Annotated in this window: 19 protein-coding genes; 9 read left to right on the top strand and 10 right to left on the bottom strand. The window is 37.4% G+C overall.

The genetic code is table 11. From position 1 onward, the window contains the following. Positions 1–358: 358 nt before the first annotated feature. From nrdH to nrdF, 4 genes are read left to right on the top strand one after another with little or no spacing between them, the layout of a single operon-like run. A complete protein-coding gene (gene nrdH, locus MCY_RS07040; protein WP_007347678.1) occupies positions 359–583 on the top strand; it encodes a glutaredoxin-like protein NrdH in 225 nt (74 codons plus the stop codon). After that, a complete protein-coding gene (gene nrdI, locus MCY_RS07035) occupies positions 583–981 on the top strand; it encodes a class Ib ribonucleoside-diphosphate reductase assembly flavoprotein NrdI (RefSeq protein WP_007347677.1) in 399 nt (132 codons plus the stop codon). Before nrdH ends, nrdI begins: the two co-directional genes overlap by 1 nt. Continuing rightward, positions 963–3,113 (top strand): class 1b ribonucleoside-diphosphate reductase subunit alpha, encoded by a 2,151-nt coding sequence (gene nrdE, locus MCY_RS07030; protein ID WP_007347676.1) that lies wholly within the window; start codon positions 963–965, stop codon positions 3,111–3,113. The genes nrdI and nrdE overlap by 19 nt, the downstream gene beginning before the upstream one ends. 11 nt (positions 3,114–3,124) lie before the next feature. Then, positions 3,125–4,099, top strand: coding sequence for a class 1b ribonucleoside-diphosphate reductase subunit beta (nrdF, locus tag MCY_RS07025; RefSeq protein WP_007347675.1), 975 nt, complete (start codon positions 3,125–3,127; stop codon positions 4,097–4,099). On the opposite strand, the gene prmC is transcribed toward nrdF, so the two are convergent. The 4 genes from prmC to secA all read right to left on the bottom strand — a co-directional run bounded on the left by prmC (position 4,096) and on the right by secA (position 9,401). After that, positions 4,096–4,962, bottom strand: a complete 867-nt coding sequence (prmC, locus tag MCY_RS07020) for a peptide chain release factor N(5)-glutamine methyltransferase (protein WP_007347674.1) — start codon at positions 4,960–4,962, stop codon at positions 4,096–4,098. The two genes, nrdF and prmC, sit on opposite strands and share 4 nt — an antisense overlap. Beyond that, positions 4,959–6,035 (bottom strand): peptide chain release factor 1, encoded by a 1,077-nt coding sequence (gene prfA, locus MCY_RS07015; RefSeq protein ID WP_007347673.1) that lies wholly within the window; start codon positions 6,033–6,035, stop codon positions 4,959–4,961. Before prfA ends, prmC begins: the two co-directional genes overlap by 4 nt. Positions 6,036–6,253: 218 nt before the next feature. Next, complete coding sequence (locus MCY_RS07010) at positions 6,254–6,745, bottom strand: Fur family transcriptional regulator (protein ID WP_007347672.1); 492 nt, start codon at positions 6,743–6,745, stop codon at positions 6,254–6,256. Next, entirely contained in the window at positions 6,684–9,401 is a 2,718-nt protein-coding gene (secA, locus tag MCY_RS07005; RefSeq protein WP_007347671.1) for a preprotein translocase subunit SecA, read from the bottom strand. Before secA ends, MCY_RS07010 begins: the two co-directional genes overlap by 62 nt. Before the next feature lie 434 nt (positions 9,402–9,835). Between secA and MCY_RS06995 the strand changes: the two genes are divergently transcribed. The 3 genes from MCY_RS06995 (at position 9,836) to mutT (ending at position 12,682) form a co-directional block, all read left to right on the top strand. Beyond that, a complete protein-coding gene (locus MCY_RS06995) occupies positions 9,836–10,789 on the top strand; it encodes a peptidylprolyl isomerase (RefSeq protein WP_007347670.1) in 954 nt (317 codons plus the stop codon). A gap of 132 nt (positions 10,790–10,921) precedes the next feature. Next, entirely contained in the window at positions 10,922–12,154 is a 1,233-nt protein-coding gene (gene argJ / locus MCY_RS06990) for a bifunctional glutamate N-acetyltransferase/amino-acid acetyltransferase ArgJ (RefSeq protein WP_019224509.1), read from the top strand. A 114-nt stretch (positions 12,155–12,268) separates the two neighbouring features. Next, positions 12,269–12,682: an 8-oxo-dGTP diphosphatase MutT gene (gene mutT, locus MCY_RS06985; protein WP_007347668.1), complete on the top strand. Its 414-nt coding sequence runs from the start codon at positions 12,269–12,271 to the stop codon at positions 12,680–12,682. Positions 12,683–13,561: 879 nt separating this feature from the next. On the opposite strand, the gene MCY_RS06980 is transcribed toward mutT, so the two are convergent. From MCY_RS06980 to MCY_RS06965, 4 genes are all read right to left on the bottom strand, one after another. Beyond that, positions 13,562–14,416 carry a C40 family peptidase gene (locus MCY_RS06980; RefSeq protein WP_026088045.1) on the bottom strand — a complete coding sequence of 285 codons (855 nt, stop codon included), beginning with the start codon at positions 14,414–14,416 and terminating at the stop codon, positions 13,562–13,564. Positions 14,417–14,548: 132 nt separating this feature from the next. Continuing rightward, positions 14,549–15,949 carry a leucyl aminopeptidase family protein gene (locus tag MCY_RS06975; protein ID WP_007347666.1) on the bottom strand — a complete coding sequence of 467 codons (1,401 nt, stop codon included), beginning with the start codon at positions 15,947–15,949 and terminating at the stop codon, positions 14,549–14,551. A 13-nt stretch (positions 15,950–15,962) separates the two neighbouring features. Further along, entirely contained in the window at positions 15,963–16,907 is a 945-nt protein-coding gene (gene coaA, locus MCY_RS06970; RefSeq protein WP_244427355.1) for a type I pantothenate kinase, read from the bottom strand. 175 nt (positions 16,908–17,082) lie between these two features. Then, a complete protein-coding gene (locus MCY_RS06965; RefSeq protein ID WP_007347664.1) occupies positions 17,083–18,072 on the bottom strand; it encodes an asparaginase in 990 nt (329 codons plus the stop codon). Between the two features lie 218 nt (positions 18,073–18,290). Here MCY_RS06965 and hslV point away from each other — a divergent pair, with 218 nt between their 5' ends. Together hslV and hslU are read left to right on the top strand one after the other, a co-directional pair. Then, complete coding sequence (gene hslV, locus MCY_RS06960; protein ID WP_007347663.1) at positions 18,291–18,872, top strand: ATP-dependent protease subunit HslV; 582 nt, start codon at positions 18,291–18,293, stop codon at positions 18,870–18,872. Beyond that, positions 18,873–20,180, top strand: coding sequence for an ATP-dependent protease ATPase subunit HslU (hslU, locus tag MCY_RS06955; RefSeq protein ID WP_007347662.1), 1,308 nt, complete (start codon positions 18,873–18,875; stop codon positions 20,178–20,180). A gap of 19 nt (positions 20,181–20,199) precedes the next feature. On the opposite strand, the gene MCY_RS06950 is transcribed toward hslU, so the two are convergent. Together MCY_RS06950 and pnp are read right to left on the bottom strand one after the other, a co-directional pair. After that, positions 20,200–21,195 (bottom strand): class I SAM-dependent methyltransferase, encoded by a 996-nt coding sequence (locus MCY_RS06950; protein WP_007347661.1) that lies wholly within the window; start codon positions 21,193–21,195, stop codon positions 20,200–20,202. Between the two features lie 73 nt (positions 21,196–21,268). Then, complete coding sequence (pnp, locus tag MCY_RS06945) at positions 21,269–23,464, bottom strand: polyribonucleotide nucleotidyltransferase (protein WP_007347660.1); 2,196 nt, start codon at positions 23,462–23,464, stop codon at positions 21,269–21,271. Positions 23,465–23,556: the final 92 nt, after the last annotated feature.

Raw genomic sequence — 23,556 nt, 5'->3', positions numbered from 1 at the left:
TTTTGGAAGAATTTCCTTTCGTTTTTGTAATTAATTTTTGCCGTACAGAGAGTGAAACAGAACTCTTTAAAAAACGGTGGTTTAGAACGTGACAGTAGGAGGGAATTGTAATGCAAGCAAAAGGTTATTTTATAACTGGGGAGCTTTGCCATTTAAGTTGTAGAATAATCGCTTATTCTCATCATAGTGTCTAAGTTATTTGATGAGAAATTCTGTTATGTTCAGGAAGTTGTATGCTCCTTGAAATTAATCATCCATTTTGTATACAATTTCTGTTGTTTGTTATTCTTAAGTACCTATCAAATTATTAGATTGACCTTTTAGGGTTGATTATTTGGAATTATGAAAGTTGAAGAAAATGTCAATCACGATTTATAGCAAACCATCTTGTGTTCAATGTGATGCTACACGCCGCGCTTTTGATGCAAAAGGCATTCATTATCGAGTTGTTGATATTTCCCGTGATGAACAAGCATACAGTTTTGTTCAATCTTTGGGGTATCGTCAGGTTCCTGTTGTTGTTTGTGGTGAAAATCATTGGTCTGGTTTTAGACCAGATATGATTAGTGGTCTTTGTGCTTAATGGGGCTTCTTGTTTATTATTCCAGTGCAACAGGTAATACAGAACATTTTGTCTCGCAGCTTGGTCAACGACTCTTCAAAATTGATAAAAGAAAACCCTCTGTATTGGTTAGTGAGCCTTATGTCCTCGTTGTTTCGACATATGCAGATGGTGAAGGAAGAGGGGCGGTCCCAAAAGCCGTTATCCATTTTCTTAATGAAGCTGAGAACCGCAAATTAATTCGTGGTGTCATTGGTGGTGGGAATCGTAATTTTGGTCGCTATTATAATTTAGCAAGTAAAATCATCGCTGAAAAATGTTGTGTACCTTGCCTTTATCGTTTTGAGCTGCGTGGAACTGATGAAGACATTATTTGTGTAAAAAAGGGATTGAGAAGATTTTGGAAACAATTGATATAAAACAGTCGCAGAAGTTAGGTCAGATTACCGATTATCATGCACTAAATGCAATGCTTAATCTTTATGATGAAAATGGTCATATTCAATTTGATATGGACCGGCTTGCTGCGCGGCAATATTTTCTTCAGCATGTTAATCAAAATACGGTTTTTTTTCATAACCTGAAGGAAAAAATAGATTACTTAATAGAAGAAGGTTATTATGAAGACGCTTTGTTTGAGCTTTATGATTTTTCTTTTATTAAAAAGCTTTTTAAACGTGCTTATGCTTTTAAGTTTCGCTTTCCTACTTTTTTAGGCGCATTTAAGTACTATACGAGTTATACGTTAAAAACTTTTGATGGAAAGCGTTATCTTGAACGTTATGAAGATCGTGTTTGTCTTGTGGCTTTATATTTAGCACAAGGGAATAAAGCGCTTGCTGAAAGTTTTGTGGATGAAATTATTACAGGACGTTTTCAACCTGCAACGCCGACATTTTTAAATGCTGGGAAAAAACAACGTGGTGAATTAGTTTCGTGTTTTTTGCTACGTGTTGAAGATAATATGGAATCAATAGGTCGTTCGGTTAATTCGGCTTTGCAGCTTTCAAAACGGGGTGGAGGTGTAGCGCTTTGTTTAACAAATTTGCGGGAAGCTGGAGCGCCAATTAAGCAAATAGAAAACCAATCCTCAGGTGTTTTACCAGTGATGAAACTCTTGGAAGATTCTTTTTCTTATGCCAATCAGCTTGGGGCACGCCAGGGAGCTGGAGCTGTTTATTTGCATGCACATCATTTAGATATTATGAAGTTTTTGGATACAAAGCGCGAAAATGCTGATGAAAAAGTCAGAATCAAAACGCTTTCGCTTGGTGTGGTTATTCCTGATATTACTTTTGAGCTTGCACGAAATAATGAGGATATGTATCTTTTCTCATCTTATGATATTGAGCGTGTGACAGGCAAATCTTTTAGTGATATTTCTTTAACGGAGCATTATCGCTCTTTTGTTGATAATGCAAAGATTCGTAAAAAGAAAATAAGTGCACGTGTTTTTTTCCAGACATTGGCAGAAATTCAGTTTGAGTCTGGTTATCCCTATATTTTATTTGAAGACATTGCTAATCGATCGAATCCGATTGCTGGGCGTATAAGTATGAGTAATTTATGTTCAGAAATTTTGCAGGTTAGTGAGGCAAGTGAACTGGAAACGGATTTAACCTATCGCACGATTGGAAGTGATATATCCTGTAATCTTGGTTCAATGAATATTGCTAAAGCAATGGAAAGTCCTGATTTTGGACAGACTGTGGAATCTGCTGTTCGTGCTCTTACAGCAGTTTCGGATATGAGTAATATTGCTTGTGTGCCTTCTATTGCAAAAGGTAATGCTGAAAGTCATGCGATTGGTTTGGGACAAATGAATTTGCATGGTTTTTTAGCACGTGAGCATATCTATTATGGGTCTCCAGAAGCGATTGATTTTACTAATATATATTTTTATATTGTGACATATCATGCCATACGTGCTTCCAATTTAATTGCGCGCGAACGTCAAGAAATGTTTGTAGGGTTTGAAAAGTCGGCTTATGCCGATGGACGTTTTTTCAAGAAATATATTGAAAAAGAATGGAAACCGCAATTTTCGCTTGTACAAGAGCTTTTTGCGCGGAACAATATCGTTATTCCAGATCAAAAGGATTGGCAGGAACTCAAGGATTTAGTTGTTAAATACGGACTGTATAATCGTAATCTACAGGCTGTGCCACCCACAGGATCTATTTCCTATATTAATCATGCTACCTCTTCTATTCATCCAATTGCTTCAAAAATTGAAATTCGCAAAGAGGGAAAAATTGGGCGCGTTTATTATCCTGCTCCTTATATGGATAATACGAATTTGAATTTTTACCAAGATGCTTATGAAATTGGCCCTGAAAAAATTATAGATACCTATGCTGTTGCAACACAGCATGTTGATCAAGGTCTTTCGTTGACATTATTTTTTCCGGATACGGCTACCACACGTGATATTAATCGCGCACAAATTTATGCTTGGAAAAAGGGTATAAAGAGTATTTACTATGTACGATTGCGGCAAGTAGCATTGCGTGGAACAGAAGTAGATGGCTGTGTTTCGTGTAGTTTATAGGAGATCATCATATGACAAAGATTACGACCAAGAATCCTGTTGTGTGCGCTGTTAATTGGAATAGATTACATGATGAGAAAGATCTTGAAGTATGGAATCGCTTAACTGGAAATTTTTGGTTGCCTGAAAAAGTTCCGCTTTCTAATGATATTCCTTCATGGTCAAGTTTAACGGAAGAAGAACGCAAGCTAACAGTTCGTGTTTTTACAGGGTTAACGCTTCTAGATACAATTCAAAATACTGTAGGAGCCATTTCACTGCTAGCTGATGCAATAACAGAGCATGAGGAAGCGGTTTTAACAAATATCGCGTTCATGGAAGCGGTTCATGCGCGTTCTTATTCCTCTATTTTTTCAACTCTTTGCTCAACGGCAGAAGTTGATGATGCATTTCGATGGTCTGAAGAAAATATTCATTTGCAAAAAAAGGCTAGATTAGTTCTTGAGCGTTATGAAGCAAATGATCCACTCAAGAAAAAAATTGCTTCTACTTTACTGGAAAGCTTTTTATTTTATTCTGGTTTTTATTTGCCCATGTATTGGGCTAGTCGCGCTAAGTTGACCAATACAGCAGATCTCATTCGACTGATCATTCGTGATGAAGCAGTCCATGGTTATTATATAGGTTATAAATTCCAATTGGGCTTTGCAAAGCTTGATGAAGCCAAAAAGAAAGAAGTGAAAGATTTTGCTTTTAATTTGCTCTTTGACCTTTATAATATTGAGTGCAAATATACTGAAGATCTTTATGATGCACTTGGATTGACGGAAGATGTTAAAATTTTTCTTCATTATAATGCAAATAAGGCTTTAATGAATTTGGGTTTTGAAGCCCTTTTCCCACCTGAGGTTTGTCATGTTAACCCCGCTATTTTGGCATCTTTATCACCAAACTCTGATGAAAATCATGATTTTTTTTCAGGAGCTGGTTCTTCTTATGTCATTGGAAAGGCGGTTGCTACTACGGATGATGATTGGGAATTTTAATGTTTCCGTGAAAACAGAAGTGCGCGGGGTATTCCACTGAGGTCTTTGCGCATTTCTAGACATTGAAAGCCATTTTTTTCAAACAAATCACAGATTTTTTTTTCTTGAGAGTAACCGATTTCAACAGCAACATAGCTGTTTTCTTTTAAGTAGTTGGCTGCTTCATGGGCAAGCTTTCGATAAAAATCAAGCCCGTCTTTTCCACCCACTAGAGCGCGCAATGGATCATACAAGCGTACTTCTTTTGCGAGTTTTCTGATATCTTCTGCGGGAATATAGGGAGGGTTGGAAACGATAAAATCAAAGCGATCTGCGACAGAATCAAACCAATTGCTAAGAAGAGGTGTGAAGCGATGTATTACTTCAACATTTTTTGCATTTTTTGTAGCTGTTTTAAGGGCATCTTCAGAAATATCGACCGCCACTGCATAGGATTGGGGAATTTGTTTAAGAATAGTAATGGCAATGGCGCCACTTCCTGTTCCCATATCAAGAAATGTTGTTTTTTTTGAATTTTCAACCTGTTTTTTGAGAAAAGGGAGAACAAGATCGATTAGCGTTTCTGTATCAGGACGGGGTTCTAACGTCTCTTGAGACAATGCAAAGGATATGCCATAAAATTCTCGTGCTCCTATGATACGATAGACAGGTTCGCCTACAAGACGTCGTTGTACAGCCTGTTCTATTTGTATAATGTGTTCAGAAGACAGATGCATATCTGGTTTATAAATTCTTTCAGCAGCCTTTATTCCTGTTATCCATTCGATAAGTATTTTTGCATCGAGATCGGCTTCCACAATTCCTTTCGCGCGTAATTTTTCTTGCGTTCGTTGGATGACATTTTTGAAAGAATATTTGCTCAATTATTATCCATTTCCATCAAGAGTGCTGTTTGATGATCTGAAATGAGTGCATGAATAAGTTCATCAAGATCTCCTTCCAAAATTCGATCAAGCTTATAAAGAGTCAGATTAATACGATGATCCGTGACACGTCCTTGTGGAAAATTATAGGTACGAATACGTTCTGAACGATCACCAGAACCAACTTGGCTTTTACGAGAAGCGGAACGTTCACTTTCCGCTTTTTGTCTTTCAATGTCAAACAAGCGTGCCCGTAAAATTTGAAGTGCCCGTGCTCGGTTTTGGTGTTGTGATTTTTCTGCTTGTACAACCATAATTCCTGTTGGAATATGCGTGATACGAACAGCTGAATCTGTTGTGTTAACATGCTGTCCTCCTGCTCCAGAGGCACGCATTGTATCGATACGAATATCTTCAGGACGAATATCAATATCAATTTCTTCAGCTTCTGGAAGCACTGCAACGGTAGAAGCAGATGTATGGATACGTCCACCGGTCTCTGTTTCGGGGATTCGTTGCACACGATGGACACCTGATTCATATTTCAATTTAGAAAAGACACCTTTTCCTGAAATGGTTGCAATAATTTCTTTATATCCGCCAACTTCTCCTTCGCTGATTGAAATAACTTCTACTTTCCAATTATGAGCATGGGCATAACGCTCATACATGCGGAACAGATCACCAGAAAAAAGTGCTGCTTCTGATCCACCTGTTCCTGCTCGAATTTCAACAATAGCGCTTTTTTCATCAGCAACATCTTTAGGCAAAAGCAGAATCTGGAGTTCTTTTTCAAGTTGTTCTACTTTTTTATATAACGATGGTAGCTCTTCTTGGGCAAGATTACGCATCTCTATATCTGTTTGTTTATCGTTAATAATCGTTTCTAATTCTGAAATCTCTTTGTAAAGAACGTTTAATGCGCGTATAGAGGCAATAATTGGTTGCAGTTCTGCGTATTCAGAAGCCAATTTCACATATATTTCAGCATTTGGATTGGTTGTCATTTGGCTTTCAATTATTTCAAAGCGCTTTTCAAGTTGTTTCATACGATCTTGTGGCAAAGAAACCATGATAATAGTAGCCTAATTTTCATAATATAATTTTTTAAAATATTTTGTTGCAATAACGTTTTGTTATAACACTAGCAATAAATTATCGCATAGCGAAAAAAAAGGGTAATAAAGCAGAAAAATTCTTTTGCCAATGAAAACTATTATATTTTAAAGACAAATTTTTACAAAATCTAGTTTTTCTGAGATATTTTATCTAATGCTATATAATCATCTCTTTAAGATTTTTTTTTTCCATAAAGTTCAAGGCGATGATGAACAATCTTATAGCCAAGGGATTTTGCAATTTCTTCTTGCAGTTTTTCAATAATATCAGAATGAAACTCGATAACTTGTCCTGTTTCTATATCGATGAGATGATCATGATGTTGCCCATCTGCTTGCTCAAAACGAGATGGACCACCACTAAAAGTATGTCGATGAATTGTCCCATTTCCTTCTAATGTTTTCATGGTTCGATAAACTGTTGAGAGTGAAATACTTGAATCTATTTTGTTTGCACGCTGAAAAATTTCAAATGCATTGGGATGATCATTTGTATCAGTCAAAATATCAAGAATAATACGCCGTTGGCGCGTTACTCTTAAACCAGCTGTGCGCAATTCTTGCTCATAGTTTCGCTTTTTATTCATTTTCATTGTTTGCTTTTCAAACAAAGGCTCCGTGACAGTGTTTATATTTTTTCTCTGAACCGCAAGGACAACGCTCATTACGTCCAACTTTTCCCCATGTTGTTATATCATTAGGGTCACGATCTTGTGGATTAACAAGTCTATTTTCTTGTGATAGTGCCCATGAGGCAGAACCGTTTTTTTGACTTTGATTATTAAAGACAGTTGAATTATTATTAGTTTTTTCAGATATGGTTGGTTCTGTAGAATGTTGAATAATTTCAAAGCGCATAAGCTTAGAAGTGACAATTCTGCGCAAATTTCTCAACATACTTTGAAAGAGTTCAAATGATTCTGTCTTATACTCATTGAGTGGATCGCGTTGTGCATAACCACGAAAACCAACAACGGAACGCAAATGATCTAAATTTACCAGATGTTCACGCCACAGCGTGTCAATAGTTTCGAGCAATACTGCTTTGTGAAAATAAGCCATAATCTCTGGCGAATAGCGTTCACTACGCTCATTTTCAAGTTTTATAACAGCATTTAAGATACGCTCTAAAATTTGTTCTTCGGCAATTCCATCTTCTTTCGCCCATTCTGCCACAGGAAGCTCAAGATTAAAGAGTTGTTGAAGTTCTTCTTCGAGAGCTTTTACATCCCATTTTTCAGAATATGTCCCGGAGGGAATATAAGTCTCTACAAGATCTTCCACAACTTCATTGCGCATTTCAAGGATCATTTCTGTTAAATCATTTGCGTTCATGACCTCCATACGCTGTTCAAAAATAACCTTGCGTTGATCATTCATGACATCATCATATTTTAACAAATTTTTACGAATTTCAAAGTTTCTTGCTTCGACCTTTTTTTGTGCTTTTTCAATAGCTTTGTTAATCCACGGATGGATAATAGCTTCATTTTCTTTTAATCCAAGTTTTTGCAACATACCATCCATACGATTGGAGCCGAAAATACGCATAAGATCATCTTGAAGAGAGAGAAAGAATTTTGATCGACCTGGATCACCTTGGCGACCAGAACGTCCACGAAGCTGGTTATCAATACGACGACTTTCATGACGTTCAGTAGCGATAACGTAAAGTCCTCCAGCTGCTAAAGCTTTTTCTTTAAGCTGCTTGACATCTTTTTTGATTTCTTCAATTTTAACTGTCCGTTCTGGACCTTCAGGGGTATTTTGTAACTCTTGCCGGATACGCATTTCAAAATTACCACCAAGCTGTATATCTGTACCACGTCCCGCCATATTTGTTGCGATGGTGATAGCTCCAGGAACGCCTGCTTGCGCAATGATGTATGCTTCCTGCTCATGATAGCGAGCATTTAAGACTCTAAAACGGGTAATGCCTTCTTTTCGCAAACGTTCTGCCAATTGTTCTGACTTTTCAATAGAAGTTGTTCCAACAAGAATAGGCTGTTTTTTTTCATGCGCTTGACGGATATCGCGCACAATTGCTCGATATTTCTCTTCTGCTGTTCGATAAATTTCATCATCTTCATCAAGACGCTGTATTGGTAAATTTGTAGGGACTTCGATAACATCAAGACCATAAATATTTCTAAATTCTTCTACTTCTGTTGTTGCAGTTCCAGTCATTCCAGACAATTTTCTATACATACGGAAGTAATTTTGGAAAGTGATTGAAGCAAGTGTCTGATTTTCTGGTTGAATAGTAACATGCTCTTTAGCTTCTAATGCTTGATGAAGTCCTTCAGAATAACGCCGTCCAGGCATCATTCGCCCTGTAAATTCGTCAATGATAACGATTTCATCATTGCGAACAATGTAATCTTTATCGCGAATAAACAGTTTATGAGCTTTTAGAGCATTATTCACATGATGAACGATGGCAACATTTTCTATGTCATAAAGATTTTCACCTTTAAGATACCCAGCTTGTTCGAGCATTTTTTCAATTTTTTCGGTACCAACTTCTGTAAAGGTGGTTGTTTTTTGTTTTTCATCTATTTCATAGTCTTCTAAAGTTAAGGTAGGAATAAATGTATCAATAAGGTTATAGAAGTCCGAACGATCTTCTAGAGGACCAGAAATAATAAGGGGTGTACGGGCTTCATCAATGAGGATCGAATCTACTTCATCGACAATTGCATAATGATGTCCACGTTGGACCATTTGACTATGATCAAAGGCCATATTATCACGCAAGTAATCAAAACCTAGTTCATTATTTGTGGCATATGTGATGTCACATGCATAGGCTTCTCGACGGGCATCACTATCAAGATCATGAAGAATCACACCTGTTGTAAGTCCTAGAAAACTAAAAATTTTTCCCATTGTTTCAGCATCACGACTTGCAAGATAATCGTTTACCGTCACAACATGAACGCCTTTACCTTCCAATGCATTGAGATAAATTGGTAGAGTTGCCATTAACGTTTTACCTTCACCGGTACGCATTTCAGCTATGCTACAGTCGTGAAGGACCATTCCACCAATAAGTTGTACGTCAAAAGGGCGCATATTATAAACACGTTTCGCTGCCTCACGAACAGTTGCGAAAGCTTCTGGTAAGAGTAAATCAACATTTTCACCTTCACGAAGACGTTTACGAAAGGCATCTGTTTTTTGGCAAAGCTGCTCATCGCTTAATTTTACGAATTGTTCCTCCAAAGCATTAATTTGTGCAACTTTCTGGCGGAGCACTTTGAGACGTTTCTCATGAGCTGAACCAAAAAATTTACGTGCAAAAACACTTAAATTGACCATCTCTGGTCCTTTCTTTTAATTGTTGTCACTCTTGTTGGGTAGTTCATATGCTCTTCTCATATTCTACATTTTCTATTTTCTTTAAGTTTTCTGATGTCATAGAGGTATCATAAAATGCAGATGGTACCATTATACTTGTTAGTGTGCAATTTCCCACTTTAATTGTAAATAGAGATAAGAGGCTAAGTGTACTATGTCAACTTTAGATATGCTATTTAACGGATACAATACAAAGTAATTTAAGATACAATATATCATTTTTCTCTATTATCATGTTTTTCACTTGTATTAGATAGGGTTTGAAAAACGGAAATGAAAGGATGATTTTATATTTTTTAAAACAAATTACTAATTTATTTCTCTGTTTAAAATCTAAAGTGTTATGGTAAAAAAATGGAATCTTGAACCTGCCTTCATTTTTAAGGAGTATATTTATGAAATTCAACTTTATTACACTGTTTTTAGTATCAACTTTATTGGCAAGTACAAGTTTAGGGGTGAAAGCCCAAGAGAGTTTGAATTCACCGTTGAATGATTTAAAGATTTTGGAGAAAGATTCTGAAAAAACAATTTCTCCTTCTCATGTTATGGCAGTTATTGATGGAAAGAATATTACAGCAGGTCAATTAGATGATTTAGCACTTGAAATAAATCCTAATTTAACGCGTTTTCCTGATGAACAACGCCGTATTATGGTTTTAAAAGCTTATTTGGATATGCAGGCACTTGCAAAAGCCGCAAGAAGCAAGGGCATTGATAAGACAGAAGCTTACGATAAACGTATGGCAGTCATGCGTGACAACGTTCTTCAACAGCTTTATTTTAAACAGACGATTGTTGACCAAATCTCAGATACTGACTTGGAAGCCCTTTATAAGCAAGAAGTTTCTGCTTTACCTAAAGAGGATGAAGTTAAAGCACGTCATATTTTGGTCAAAACGAAAAAAGAAGCAGAAGCTATTATTAAGCATTTAAATAAAGGCGAAAGTTTTGAAGAGATTGCAAAGAAAAGTTCAACAGATGGCTCTGCTGCTGTTGGAGGTGATCTTGGCTATTTTAGCCATGGTCAAATGGTCAAGCCTTTTGAAGATGCAGCATTTAGTTTGAAGGTTGGCGAATACACGAAACAACCTGTTGAAAGTCCTTTTGGTTGGCATATTATTAAATTAGAAGATCGTCGTTTAAAGCAACCTCCTGCATTTGATGATGTTAAAGAGATGTTGCGTACACAGATGATAAAAAAGCGCTATCAGGAACTAATTGTTGATTTACGTAGCAAGATGGATGTGAAATATCCTGATCCTAATGTTACAAAAGCCATGGAATCGCTTAATCAAACTGGAACGCTGCTTCCCGATGAGACATCCGATGAAGAAGATACAGAATAGCTAGAAAAAATAAGTGGATAGCCTCTTTAATAGAGAATTTGCGGAATTAGTTTTGTTCAAAAAGCTTAGCAGTTTTTTTATGAGAGGTTATTGATTTGTCGTTATTTTCTTTGTTTTTATAGAAAGCATATTGTGGTTTTGAAATTATCTCCTTTGTCGCCCCAAAAGATCCAAGAACTTTCCCCATTATCGGGTGTACGGATAGCAACAGCTGAAGCGGGGATTAAATATAAAAATCGTACAGATCTTCTTTTGATTGTATTCGATAAGCCTGTGAGTGTGGCCGGTGTTTTTACGCGTTCAAAATGTCCATCTTCCCCTGTAGAGCATTGTCGTGCATCGCTTCCTCATGGGATTGCGAGAGGTGTTGTTGTAAATTCTGGAAATGCAAATGCTTTTACAGGAAGTAAAGGAAAGCATACAACAGGTGAAATAATATATGCAGCAGCGAAAGCTTTAAAGGTTAGAGAAAATGAAATTTTCATAGCTTCCACAGGTGTTATTGGTGAGCCAATGGATGCATCGGGTATTATAAATCTTTTGCCAAGTATGGCAGAGAGAGCAAAAGAAGAAAATTGGTTGGAAGCTGCAAAGGCTATCATGACAACTGATACATTTCCAAAACTTGCTACGTGCACTTTTGATTGCGGAGAAGAGACTGTTACCATTAATGGGATTGCCAAAGGTTCTGGTATGATTGCACCAGATATGGCAACAATGCTCTCTTTTATTGTAAGTGATGCAGGAATTTCTTCGAATATACTTCAATCTATATTATCAGAGGCGGTTCAAAGCTCTTTCAACTCAATTACTGTTGATAGCGATACCTCAACGTCAGATACTCTTATGATGTTTGCGACAGGAAAAGAAAATTTTCCTTGCATTACATGCAAAACAGATCCACGTTATGAAGTGTTCTCAAAGCACTTGAGTGTACTTTTGCACGAGCTTGCATTACAAATTGTTTGTGATGGTGAAGGTGCTCGTCATTTAATTGAGGTTAATGTAATTGGTGCTACAACAAATGATGATGCAAAAACAATTGCTTTGTCAATTGCAAATTCACCGCTTATAAAAACAGCTATTGCCGGTGAAGATGCCAATTGGGGGCGGGTTGTTATGGCTGTTGGGAAGGCCGGTGTTGAAGTCGATCGTGATCTGTTGACGATTTGGTTTGGTGAACATCGTGTGGCAGTGAATGGTGAACGAGATCCTGAGTATTGTGAAGAGACAATAGGATCTTATATGCAAGGTAAACACATCACAATTCGTGTTGATATCGGTTTGGGTAATGGTAGGGCGACGGTTTGGTCTTGCGATTTAACAAAAGAGTACGTTATGATTAACAGTGATTACAGAAGTTAATGGATGTATTATATTTAGCAGCTTATTATTTTTCAGAGAAAAAGAGGTATGTGAGCTCTTTTAGGAGCAGTGAAGAGAAGATAGTTATCTGTATGATCCCAATTGGAGAGTGATATGTGTATAAAAAATTCCGTACTTCTTGTTGTTGCGTGCGCATTGTTTGATCAAAATAATTGTGTTTTGCTTACCAAGCGTCCTGAAGGAAAGTCGCTGGCTGGTTTATGGGAGTTCCCTGGTGGAAAAGTTGAGCAAGGTGAAACTCCAGAAATATCATTGATTCGTGAGCTAGAAGAAGAGCTTGGTGTGTATGTTCAGCAAAATAATTTATATCCTTTAACATTTGCAAGTCATAGCTATGAAACGTTTCATCTCTTAATGCCATTGTATCTCTGTGAGCATTATGAGGGTGTTGCGCAAGGGCGAGAAGGGCAAGACTTATCATGGGTTTTTATTGGTGATCTTGATAAATATCCGATGCCTGATGCTGATAAGCCATTGGTTCAAGTCCTAAAAAATCGTCTTCTTTAATGGGTTATAAGAAGGCAATATTGTTTTAATATAAATCAATATATTGATTTATAATAATAGCTTGTAATTTTTATGTTGAATAAGAGAGTCAAGCTCGTAAATTTTTTCCATTTCAAATCTGTTTATATCCAATCGATAAAAAACATTTTCTTGCACGTTTTAGTTTTTTACACGTTTCAAGCGAGGAGAGACATGCGGATAAAAAACTATTTAAGAAAAAAAATGCGTGCTAAAAGAATGCTCTCCAACAGCTAAGGGTTATCGCAATATTGACGAATTAGCAAAGTGTAGAAGGGCGCCTTTACACACTTCATAAGCATAAAAATGTTGGTAGAAAATGAATTATATTTTTTGCGATTATGTTGGGAGAGGGGTTTGGATGTATTCAGAGATATCAGGGGTATTTATTTCATGAGATAGCAATGATAGGGGGATTGTAGAATATTCTTTAGAAGAAAGCATTTTGTGATTGCTCTTTGTTAATCAAGAAAATTCAATAACATACTAATATATGTAATTTGAAAAACAATTTTAAAATGATTAAAATATACAGCTAATAAACTATTAAATATAAAAAAAGCGTGAAGAAAAGAGTGCTTAGGGGGGAGTATAGTCCTGAAAGTTAAGAAAAGTCTATCTAAGTTAAATGTATAAATGAAAAGTATAAATTAATATGAGAGTTTTTTGTGAAACTTTTAGATTTTAGATAGAATGGAAGAGGTAAAAATATAAGAAATTGTGCAATCTTCATTATGAGAGAATCTTATAATATTTTCTGATTCAAGATGAAGGATGGCTAATTATCCTTATAAATCAATTATTTTATGTAATAAAAACATTCAATGAGTTGTTTTTTATAGGAGGTATGTATTAAATTCCCTAAACTGGGCGACGTTTTGCGATGGGATATTGACTTGCTTTAGCGATACGCGTAGTTGCTTCTTCCAATGGCTCGATCATAACATCCATAGAAAAGCCATTTGCATGAATAATATTTTCATGATTAACCATAATAGCAACATGATCTTTCCAAAAAATCAAATCGCCTCGTTGAAGTTTATCAGCGTCTGTGAGAAGTTTGCCTATAGTTTTTTGCTGCATATCGGTGTCACGTAAAACTATTTGATCGGTCATCATCATAGAGAGTTGGATGAGTCCCGAACAATCAATTCCAAAACCACTGACACCACCCCAAAGATAAGGGGTACGGATAAAGGTTTCTGCAACCGTAACATAATCTTCGTACACGCGTCCAATGGGGCTGAGATGGCTAGAAATGATTGCTTTTCCATTTTCAAGAATAGAATATACTGTATCACGGACTTCAATTTCATCAATAACACTGACTTTGCTTCCCATAGATAAAGGGGACTCTATCGGTCCACGTAAGTCAGCACGTAAATATTTAAATGTGCGTGGAACTGAAACTATATGTGTTTGTTTTATGGTTGATGTACAAAGAGCTGTTGTATCAATATAACCAACATAACCATCTTTGAGTGATTGCCCCCACGATATCGCTTCTCCTTGTTCAAAAATGAGAAGTTCTTCTCCAAATAAACATTCTGTTTGTCTTTCACTTTTTTTACTATTTTCTTTAAAAAGACCAGCGACCGCTGCATTAACGCGTTTTTTTTCACCTTGAACAAAGCGCTGAGCTGTAACTTCTGTTTCAAGGCGTTGATCTGCTAGATCATCTCTGACTGCGTGAAGTCTAGAGTCTTTAGAGATTATCTTTTTGCTTTCCATTTTTAGGCTTCTCACCTTTAAACAGACTCATAAAAATTGCACTGGTGAGATTTTTATCTTCCCATAAAACCAAGAATATAGTTTAAGAAAATCGCAATTATCCTTCAACCCAAAAAATTATCCATCTTTGTGGATATTTTGTGTTAAACTTTGCTTTTTAAAAATATTATAAAGGGTACGAATGGTTTGTGCTGATCCACCACTAGGGTATCCTGGTTTTTCTTTTGGAACCCATCCGTAAAGATCGAAATGCGCAAAATATTCAGCTTTTTCAACAAAATAATTAAGAAATAAAGCAGCAGTTATAGAGCCAGCAAAATTATTTCCAGTTACATTGTTAAGGTCAGCAATTGGTGATGATAACATCTCTTGGTAAGGTTTCCAAAGGGGCATTTGCCAAAGAGGATCGGAAACAGCGAGAGAAGATTCAGAAATTTGTTGTGCCCATATTGAATCATTACAATAAAATGCGGGAAGATCTGGTCCTAATGCTATACGTGCTGCACCCGTTAAAGTAGCCATGCAAAGCATAAATTGAGGACTTTCTTCATCACCATAAGCGAGTGCATCAGCAAGGACAAGTCGCCCTTCAGCATCTGTATTGCCCACTTCAACACTTAAGCCTTTACGACTTTTGAGAACATCACCTGGTCGGTAAGCATTCGCAGAAATTGCATTTTCTACGGCAGGAATCAAAACCCTCAGACGGAAGGGCAATTTTGCATCCATGATAAGTTTAGCCAATCCCAAAACGTTTGCCCCACCCCCCATGTCTTTTTTCATAAGTAACATGTTATTGGCAGATTTAATATCGAGTCCTCCAGTATCAAAAGTTACACCTTTGCCCACCAACGTTATTTTAGGATGATGTTCTTGTCCCCATAGTAACTCGATCAGCCGTGGTGCAGTATTGCCTGCTCGCCCTACGGCATGAATCATCGGGAAATTATGAGTTAAGAGATCATCTCCACAAATACTTTGGATATGAGCACCATAAATTTTTCCTAGTTGTCGTGCTTCTTCTTCGAGAGTATCAGGATTCATATCGTTGGCTGGAATGTTAATAAGATCACGCACGAAAAAGACAGCTTCATAAATTCGTTGTAGTTCATTAAGATCAACGGCTTCATTGACATGGATGGATAATGATTTGAAAGAAGAGTTTTGATGATAGCGATTAAATTGATAGCTACCGAATGCCAATCCAAGATAGGTATTTATTTCATCAGAGGTTTCACCTTCTAAATGCCATTGACCAGCAGGCAGTTTTTGGGAAATCAGTCCTGTGATAAAGGGATCGTTACCATTGCCAATTCCAAATAAAACTTTTTTCAAATGTCCAGTTTTGCGAGGAACAAAGAGTATTTGTCCTGCTTTACCAGTAAAGTCATTAACCTTGATCCATGCTGTTGTTGACGCATCAAGTGATAAGTTGGCCAAACTTCTTTGATTTACCAAGATAATAGGACAACTGTTATCGATACGCGTTGAGGTAAAATGAATGTGGTAGTGCTGCATGGTGATGAGATCCTTATAGTCGTCTAAGTGCGACATACTCGACTAAATGATTTTTTCCCTTTCGTAGAATGAGATTCGACCGTGGTCGTGTTGGTAATATATTTTCTTGTAAATTTTTTAAATTAATTGTTTGCCAAAGATCCTCAGCAATTTTTGAGGCTTCTTTTTCATTGAGCAGGGCATAACGATGAAAATAGGATTTAGGATTTTGAAAAGCTGTTTTACGCAAACGCTTAAAGCGCTCCAAATACCACTGACGAATGACTTCTGTTTCAGCATCAACATAGATTGAAAAATCAAAAAAATCTGATACGAAAGGAATGGCTTTGCCATCTTTAGGAAGATCACTAACCTGTAATACATTAACACCTTCAACAATTAAAATATCGGGGCGGTCAATGGTAATTGTCTGGTTTTCTAGAACATCATAGGTCATATGTGAGTAAAGCGGGGCACAGACATTTCCAATGCCTGCTTTTATAGCAGAAAGAAAGCACAACAATTTTTTAATATCATAAGAATCAGGAAATCCCTTCCGATTCATACGATTTTTTTTTTGTAAGATCGCGTTAGGATAGAGAAAACCATCCGTTGTAATTAGATCGACTTTCAGACTAGATGTCCAACGTTTCAGGAGTTCTTGAAGAATGCGAGCGGTGGTTGACTTTCCTACTGCGACAGAACCAGCAATTCCAATAATAAAGGGTGTTTTTTGAGTTTCTTTTTGATGGAGAAACTGCTGACGTTTGTGAAAAAGTTCCTGTACTGCTTCAACATGGCATGATAACAGACGGGATAAAGAAAGATAAATGCGTTGGACTTCTTCAAGGTCAATAGGATCATCAATAGAGCGTAACCGTTTAATTTCATCGAAAGTCAAAGTAAGAGGTGTGTCGGCACGGAATTCTGACCATTGTTGTGCAGTGAAGACACGATAGGGTGAATATTGGTCAGAGATAACTTTGATCAGATTATTTTCCTGATTAATTTTTTGTATAGACGTATCAATCATTTGTATTGGTCGAGATGTTTTTACCGTGGCAATGGATTAAGAACGGACAGGTGAACTGCTTTGTATTCAAAAAAGTTTTGTTTTGCATGCTTTCTTCTTTTGAGTAACAAATCATTTTTTGCTAGCTTATTGTCCAGTCATTCCAGTGTGCACGGATTTGTGCCAATGAGTCCCCTTGTGCTAAAAAAGCCCATAAAAGTAGACGTGCTTTTATAGCTGTTAAATAACCAGACATAAGAGCACCAGAAGCACACAGATCAATTTCTGAGCCTTTGTAGCCGTAAGTTATACGAGTTGTTGAGCCATTACAACAACGACTAGCGATAATGATTGGTATTTTTTGTGCATATTGTTGTACAAGATCTGCTTCTTGAAAACTACAATGTCCTGCACCAAAACCAGCGATAACAAGTCCAGCATAATACCCACTTTCAAGGCAAAGTTTCATTAATTGTGTATCAGATGATAAAGAAGAATAGAGGAGTGCAATTTGATGATTGTGTTTTTGGGGAAGATCAAACGTTGTCGGGAAAAATTTCTGATCATTGAAATAAATGAGTTTTCCTTCTAAAACAGTTCCTAAAATACCTACGAGTCCTGATTGAAATGTTTCAACTTTGACGGTATGGCTTTTATAGAGCCAATAAGGTGAATGAATCGTATCATTTATGACAACGAGAACGCCTCTATTACGACTTTGTGGGGCTGCCGCGACACGAGTTGCGGCTAAAATATTAGCGGGTCCATCAGCGCCTGCTTCATGAGGGGTACGCATAGCACCGGTTATGATGAGTGGTTCAGCTTCCTTCCAATAAAGAGAAAGAAAAAAAGCTGTTTCTTCTAAAGTATCAGTCCCTTGCGTTAAAACAATCCCTTCTGCTCCAGCGTTTATTTGTTGTTTTGCCCACTCGATTATTTCAAAAAGAATTTTAAAAGATAAAGATCCGCTTGGTATTTGCATTAATGTTTGCGCATGAATATCAGCAACGTTATTTAAATTAGGAACACTTTTTATGAGATTATCTGAGGTTAAAGTCGGTTGCATATGCCCAAAACTATCAGCAGTCATTGCAATTGTTCCACCTAAGGTTCCTATGGCTATTTTTTTCATAATTTTCCTCTAAAAGGTATAAACTTTTTACATAAAGCTATTTAGCAGCAATTTACATTGACAACAATGATATCATTTTTTCAATTTCAACAAATTGAATTATGCTGAATCATTGTGTTTTACTGTATATGTTCTTAAATAGGACAATAGTAATAGAGTTTTACATTGTATGAAAAGACAATGTTAAAAAGAAAAGTTAATATTTAAGGAGTCTCCTTATGGCAGAACATAAGCCAGACATAATGTATGGTACAACAATTATTACGGTACGAAAAGGTGGCAAAGTTGTGATGGCTGGCGACGGTCAGGTCTCTCTTGGACAGACGATTATGAAAGGCAATGCACGTAAAGTTCGTCATCTTGGAAAAAGTGGCGTGGTTCTTGCTGGTTTTGCAGGTGCTACGGCAGATGCTTTCACATTATTAGAAAGATTGGAAACAAAGCTTGAGCAATATCCTGATCAGCTTATGCGTGCATGTGTAGAACTTGCAAAAGATTGGCGAACAGATCGCTATCTGCGTCGTCTTGAAGCAATGATGCTCGTGGCTGATAAGAAAGTAACTTTGGCTCTAACAGGACTCGGTGATGTTTTAGAACCAGAAGACGGGGTTATGGCAATTGGCTCTGGAGGAAATTTTGCTCTTTCAGCAGCAAGGGCACTCATGGACTTGGATTTGGATGCAGAAACCATTGCTCGTAAAGCTATGACTATTGCCGCTAAAATTTGTGTTTACACCAATGATCATTTTACGATTGAAACATTGGATGCAGAATTATCTTCTTTAGAGAAAGCTATTTAAATGTGTGTTGTATTTTCCCCTCGTGAGACAGTTTCTGAACTTGATCGTTTTATTATTGGCCAAAATGATGCCAAACGTTCTGTGGCTATTGCACTGCGCAATCGGTGGCGTCGACAACAACTTGATGAGCCGATGCGTGAAGAAGTTATGCCAAAAAATATTTTAATGATAGGGCCAACAGGTGTTGGTAAAACAGGGATCGCACGTCGATTAGCAAAACTTTCTGGAGCGCCCTTCGTGAAAGTAGAAGCGACAAAATTTACTGAAGTTGGTTATGTAGGACGTGACGTTGAGCAAATTATTCGAGATCTTGTTGAAATTGCAATTTCTCTTGTCCGTGAAAAGAAACGGGATGAAATAAAAGAAAAAGCTCACATGAATGCTGAAGAGCGTGTTTTAGACTCTCTTGTTGGTAAAACAGCAAGTCCCACGACTCGTGATAGTTTTCGTAAAAAATTGCGTGAAGGTGAATTGGATGAGAAAGAAATTGAAATTGAAGTAGCCGATAATAATAATAGTGCTTCAACCTTTGATATTCCTGGTATGCCTGGAGCACAAATGGGCATTATGAATTTATCAGATATTTTAGGTAAAATGGGAAGTCGTACAAAAGTCCGTAAGACGACAGTAAGAGATGCTTTTAAACCGCTCATTGATGATGAATCCGAGAAACTCCTTGATCAGGAACAAATTATTCAGGAAGCGCTTCGTGTTGCTGAAAATGAAGGTATTGTTTTTATCGATGAGATTGATAAAATTGCAACCCGTGATGGTGGAGCAAGTGCTGCGGTTTCGCGTGAGGGTGTCCAACGTGATCTTTTGCCTTTGGTTGAAGGAACCACAATTGCTACGAAATATGGGCAGATCAAGACAGATCATATCCTTTTTATTGCTTCAGGTGCATTTCATGTTTCCAAGCCATCTGATTTATTGCCGGAACTACAAGGACGTTTACCCATTCGCGTAGAGCTCAACCCTTTAACAAGGGAAGATTTACGACGCATTCTAACAGAACCAGAAGCCAGCTTGATTAAACAATATATTGCTCTTATGGAAACGGAAGAGGTTCATCTGGAAATTACAGATGATGCAATTGATGCTTTAGCAGATATTGCTGTAGATTTAAATGCGAGGATTGAAAATATAGGAGCACGTCGTCTGCAAACAGTGATGGAGCGTGTTTTGGATGAAATTTCTTTTACGGCACCTGATAAAGCTGGAACATCGTTTAAAATTGATGCTGCTTATGTGAGAAAATCTATTGGTGAGCTTGCTGCTGATATCGATCTTTCACGTTTTATTCTTTGAAAATTATCGCTTGTTTAGTTTATCTACGTGCTTCGATAATTTTGAAACCATGGGTTTGTTCATGGATTAACACTGTGTGGAATATATCTTTTAACAATGTTTCATAAGGAAGGTGGCGGTTTGCAACAAGAAGCAGACTGCCACTTGGTTTTAGGCATTTCGCAGCATTTATAAAAAAATGTTTTCCTAATGAAATATCTGTTGTTTGTTGTGTATGAAACGGTGGGTTTGAAATGATTGTATCATACAGATTTGTAACAGGTTCATGCACAAGGTCATGCCAATAAAAATGAATTGGAAAAGGAGCTGTAATGTGTTTAAGGTGCTGTTTTGCTGCTCTCAAAGCGTTGTAGTCTGCTTCATAGAGATCAAGAGACGTAAGTTTTACATTGCTTTCAAGTGCAACATAAGAAAGAAAGCCCCAGCCAGCACCAAAATCAGCCGTTTTTCCAGAAATAACTTTGGGGATATAAGAAGCAAGCGTAGCAGATCCTGGATCAATACGACCGTGTGAGAACATACCAGAAGTGGTTTGAAATTTATCAAAAGAAAGCGGTAGTGAGCGCAATTGTGCAATAGTCTGTTTCTTTATTTGTGGGGGAACTTGTAGCCAAAATACAAGACCATGATTTTTAGACAGTTTATTGGTGATGGGAACAATAGTTTTGACCCATTTCATCATTGAAGCAGCACCAACCGTTTTATTCCCACTGATCACAATCCATCCACTGGGTTTAACGCATTCTAATAAATCAAGAAAACAATTTTGGTTAAAACCACGATATTTGCTCAAACGCAAAAATGCACCATCATAGATGAAAGTTTTATCTATTTGAGGAGAGCAGTGAAATTGAGTATTGACAAATTTTAAAAAATCTGGTCGCCAAGGCGTAATAACTTTTAAATTTTGTGCCCATTCTGGAGCGGGGATTTCTGTTAAACCGAAACTTAGCCAACATTGGCTTGGATCTGGATACGGTAGTTCATGATTTTCAAAAGGCAAAAATGATAACACATATGGCCCTTTCAAAGAAAAATGCCACTCCAATATTGGGATGGCATTTCATGATTACAATAAGAAGCAAAACTTATTTTTCTTTTTTCTTACGGCGGCGCTTACTTTCAGACTGTTTTTTTTCATCCATGTACTTTTCTTCTTTCATCAATTTATCATCGGTGATTTCCTTTCCGGTTTCCTGATCAACAACTTTCATTGATAACCGAACTTTTCCACGTTCATCAAACCCCATTAATTTAACCCAAACTTTATCACCTTCCTTAACAATATCGGTTGTTTTGGTGACGCGCTCTGTTGCAAGTTGAGAGATGTGGACGAGCCCATCACGAGAACCAAAGAAGTTTATAAATGCACCAAATTCTGCAGTTTTGACAACTGTCCCTTGGTAGATAGCACCAACTTCAGGTTCATCGACAATAGAGTGGATCCATCGTTTTGCTGCTTCAATAGTTTTAGCATCAGCAGAAGCAATTTTAATGGTACCATCATCTTCAATATTAATTTTCGCTCCCGTTTGTTCCACAATTTCCCGAATCACTTTACCACCAGAGCCGATAACATCACGGATTTTATCAACAGAAATATTCATAACTTCGATTCGTGGAGAGAATTCACTTAGTTCAGAACGTGCACTGGTTAAAGCTTTCGCCATTTCATTAAGGATATGGATTCGTCCACTTTTGGCTTGTTCAAGTGCGATTTTCATAATCTCTTCGGTAATACCATCAATTTTGATATCCATTTGCAAAGCAGTAATACCATTTTCTGTTCCTGCAACTTTAAAATCCATATCTCCAAGATGGTCTTCATCTCCTAAGATATCAGATAGAACAGCAAAGCGTTCTCCTTCTTTAATCAAACCCATAGCAATACCTGCAACGGGACGAGCGAGAGGAACACCAGCATCCATGAGAGCAAGTGATGTTCCACAAACCGTTGCCATAGAAGAAGATCCATTGGATTCAGTAATCTCTGAAACAGCACGAATGGTGTAAGGAAAAGATTCTTTAGTTGGCAACATGGGATGAATTGCCCGCCATGCCAATTTACCATGCCCAATTTCACGACGACCAGGAGAACTAAGGCGTCCTGTTTCCCCCACTGAAAATGGTGGAAAATTGTAATGGAGGAGGAATGTTTCTTTATACAATCCCGTTAAGGCATCAATATATTGTTCATCTTCACTAGTTCCCAGTGTTGCAACGACAATAGCTTGTGTTTCTCCGCGTGTAAAGAGAGCTGATCCATGTGTGCGGGGTAAAATACTTACTTCTGATTGAATAGGACGCACAGTAGAAAGATTGCGTCCATCAATACGCTTCTGTGTATCAAGAATGCTTCCACGAACAATTTTTGCCTGCAATTGTTTAAATACGGTTGCAATTTGATCCACACTGAATTTACAATCCTCTTCTGTTTCTGGCATAAATTTATTGATGATTTCTGTTTTTAGTGCGTCAATTGCAGCATACCGCTCTTGCTTATCCGTAATTGTGTAAGCCCTTCGTATATCCTCTTCTGCCATTTCTTGCATCGCCTTTTCAAGATTAGAAAGATCTTCAGGAATAAAATCACGAGGATCTTTTGCAGCAACTTCAGCAAGTTTGATGATGGCATCAAGGACAGGTTGCAGACCTTTGTGACCAAACATTACAGCACCCAACATGACATCTTCCGGCAATTCTTGTGCTTCTGATTCAACCATCAATACAGCACTTTCTGTTCCAGCAACCACAAGATCAAGTTTTGATTCAGGCATTTCATCGATATGAGGATTGAGAACATATTGTCCGTTACAATAGCCAACGCGGGCACCCGCTATAGGTCCCATGAAAGGAACACCTGATAGGGTCAATGCGGCAGAGGAGGCAATCATCGCAAGGATATCGGGATTATTTTCGAGATCATGCTGTATAACGGAAACAATGATTTGTGTATCATTTTTATAACCCTCAACGAAGAGAGGACGAATCGGACGATCAATCAAACGTGAAACCAAAGTTTCATTTTCACTTGGCCGACTTTCACGTTTTAAATAGCCACCAGGTATTCTACCAACAGCGTAGGATTTTTCTTGATAATTAACGGTGAGTGGAAAAAAGTCCTGGTCTGGTTTTGGGCTTTTGGCTGACACAACAGTTGCTAAGACTATAGTTTCTCCATAGGTAGCAATCACTGCACCATCAGCTTGACGCGCTATTTTCCCTGTTTCAAGGGTGAGCGGACGCCCGGCCCATTCAATTTCTATCTTGTGCGTTTTGAACATTTTTTATCCTTAATGACCAGTGTTTAAATCTTTGATTGCTCACAGTATGGCTTTGCGTAGCATATTTTCAAGCTTTGTGTTGAACAACAAGT

The organism is Bartonella rattimassiliensis 15908 (assembly GCF_000278215.1).
Classification (GTDB): Bacteria; Pseudomonadota; Alphaproteobacteria; order Rhizobiales; family Rhizobiaceae; genus Bartonella; species Bartonella rattimassiliensis.
Note: the sequence above shows the minus strand (reverse complement) of the source record. Positions and strands in the feature narration are given on the sequence as shown.

Excerpts from the sequence above, each read along its gene's own strand:
- nrdH (WP_007347678.1), top strand. The coding sequence starts at position 359 with ATGTCAATCACGATTTATAGCAAACCATCTTGTGTTCAATGTGATGCT.
- hslV (WP_007347663.1), top strand. The coding sequence starts at position 18,291 with ATGGCAGAACATAAGCCAGACATAATGTATGGTACAACAATTATTACG.
- prfA (WP_007347673.1), bottom strand. The coding sequence starts at position 6,035 with ATGGTTTCTTTGCCACAAGATCGTATGAAACAACTTGAAAAGCGCTTT.
- MCY_RS07010 (WP_007347672.1), bottom strand. The coding sequence starts at position 6,745 with ATGAGCGTTGTCCTTGCGGTTCAGAGAAAAAATATAAACACTGTCACG.
- mutT (WP_007347668.1), top strand. The coding sequence starts at position 12,269 with ATGTGTATAAAAAATTCCGTACTTCTTGTTGTTGCGTGCGCATTGTTT.
- MCY_RS06965 (WP_007347664.1), bottom strand. The coding sequence starts at position 18,072 with ATGAAAAAAATAGCCATAGGAACCTTAGGTGGAACAATTGCAATGACT.
- secA (WP_007347671.1), bottom strand. The coding sequence starts at position 9,401 with ATGGTCAATTTAAGTGTTTTTGCACGTAAATTTTTTGGTTCAGCTCAT.
- pnp (WP_007347660.1), bottom strand. The coding sequence starts at position 23,464 with ATGTTCAAAACGCACAAGATAGAAATTGAATGGGCCGGGCGTCCGCTC.
- nrdF (WP_007347675.1), top strand. The coding sequence starts at position 3,125 with ATGACAAAGATTACGACCAAGAATCCTGTTGTGTGCGCTGTTAATTGG.
- MCY_RS06995 (WP_007347670.1), top strand. The coding sequence starts at position 9,836 with ATGAAATTCAACTTTATTACACTGTTTTTAGTATCAACTTTATTGGCA.
- hslU (WP_007347662.1), top strand. The coding sequence starts at position 18,873 with ATGTGTGTTGTATTTTCCCCTCGTGAGACAGTTTCTGAACTTGATCGT.
- MCY_RS06975 (WP_007347666.1), bottom strand. The coding sequence starts at position 15,949 with ATGCAGCACTACCACATTCATTTTACCTCAACGCGTATCGATAACAGT.
- nrdI (WP_007347677.1), top strand. The coding sequence starts at position 583 with ATGGGGCTTCTTGTTTATTATTCCAGTGCAACAGGTAATACAGAACAT.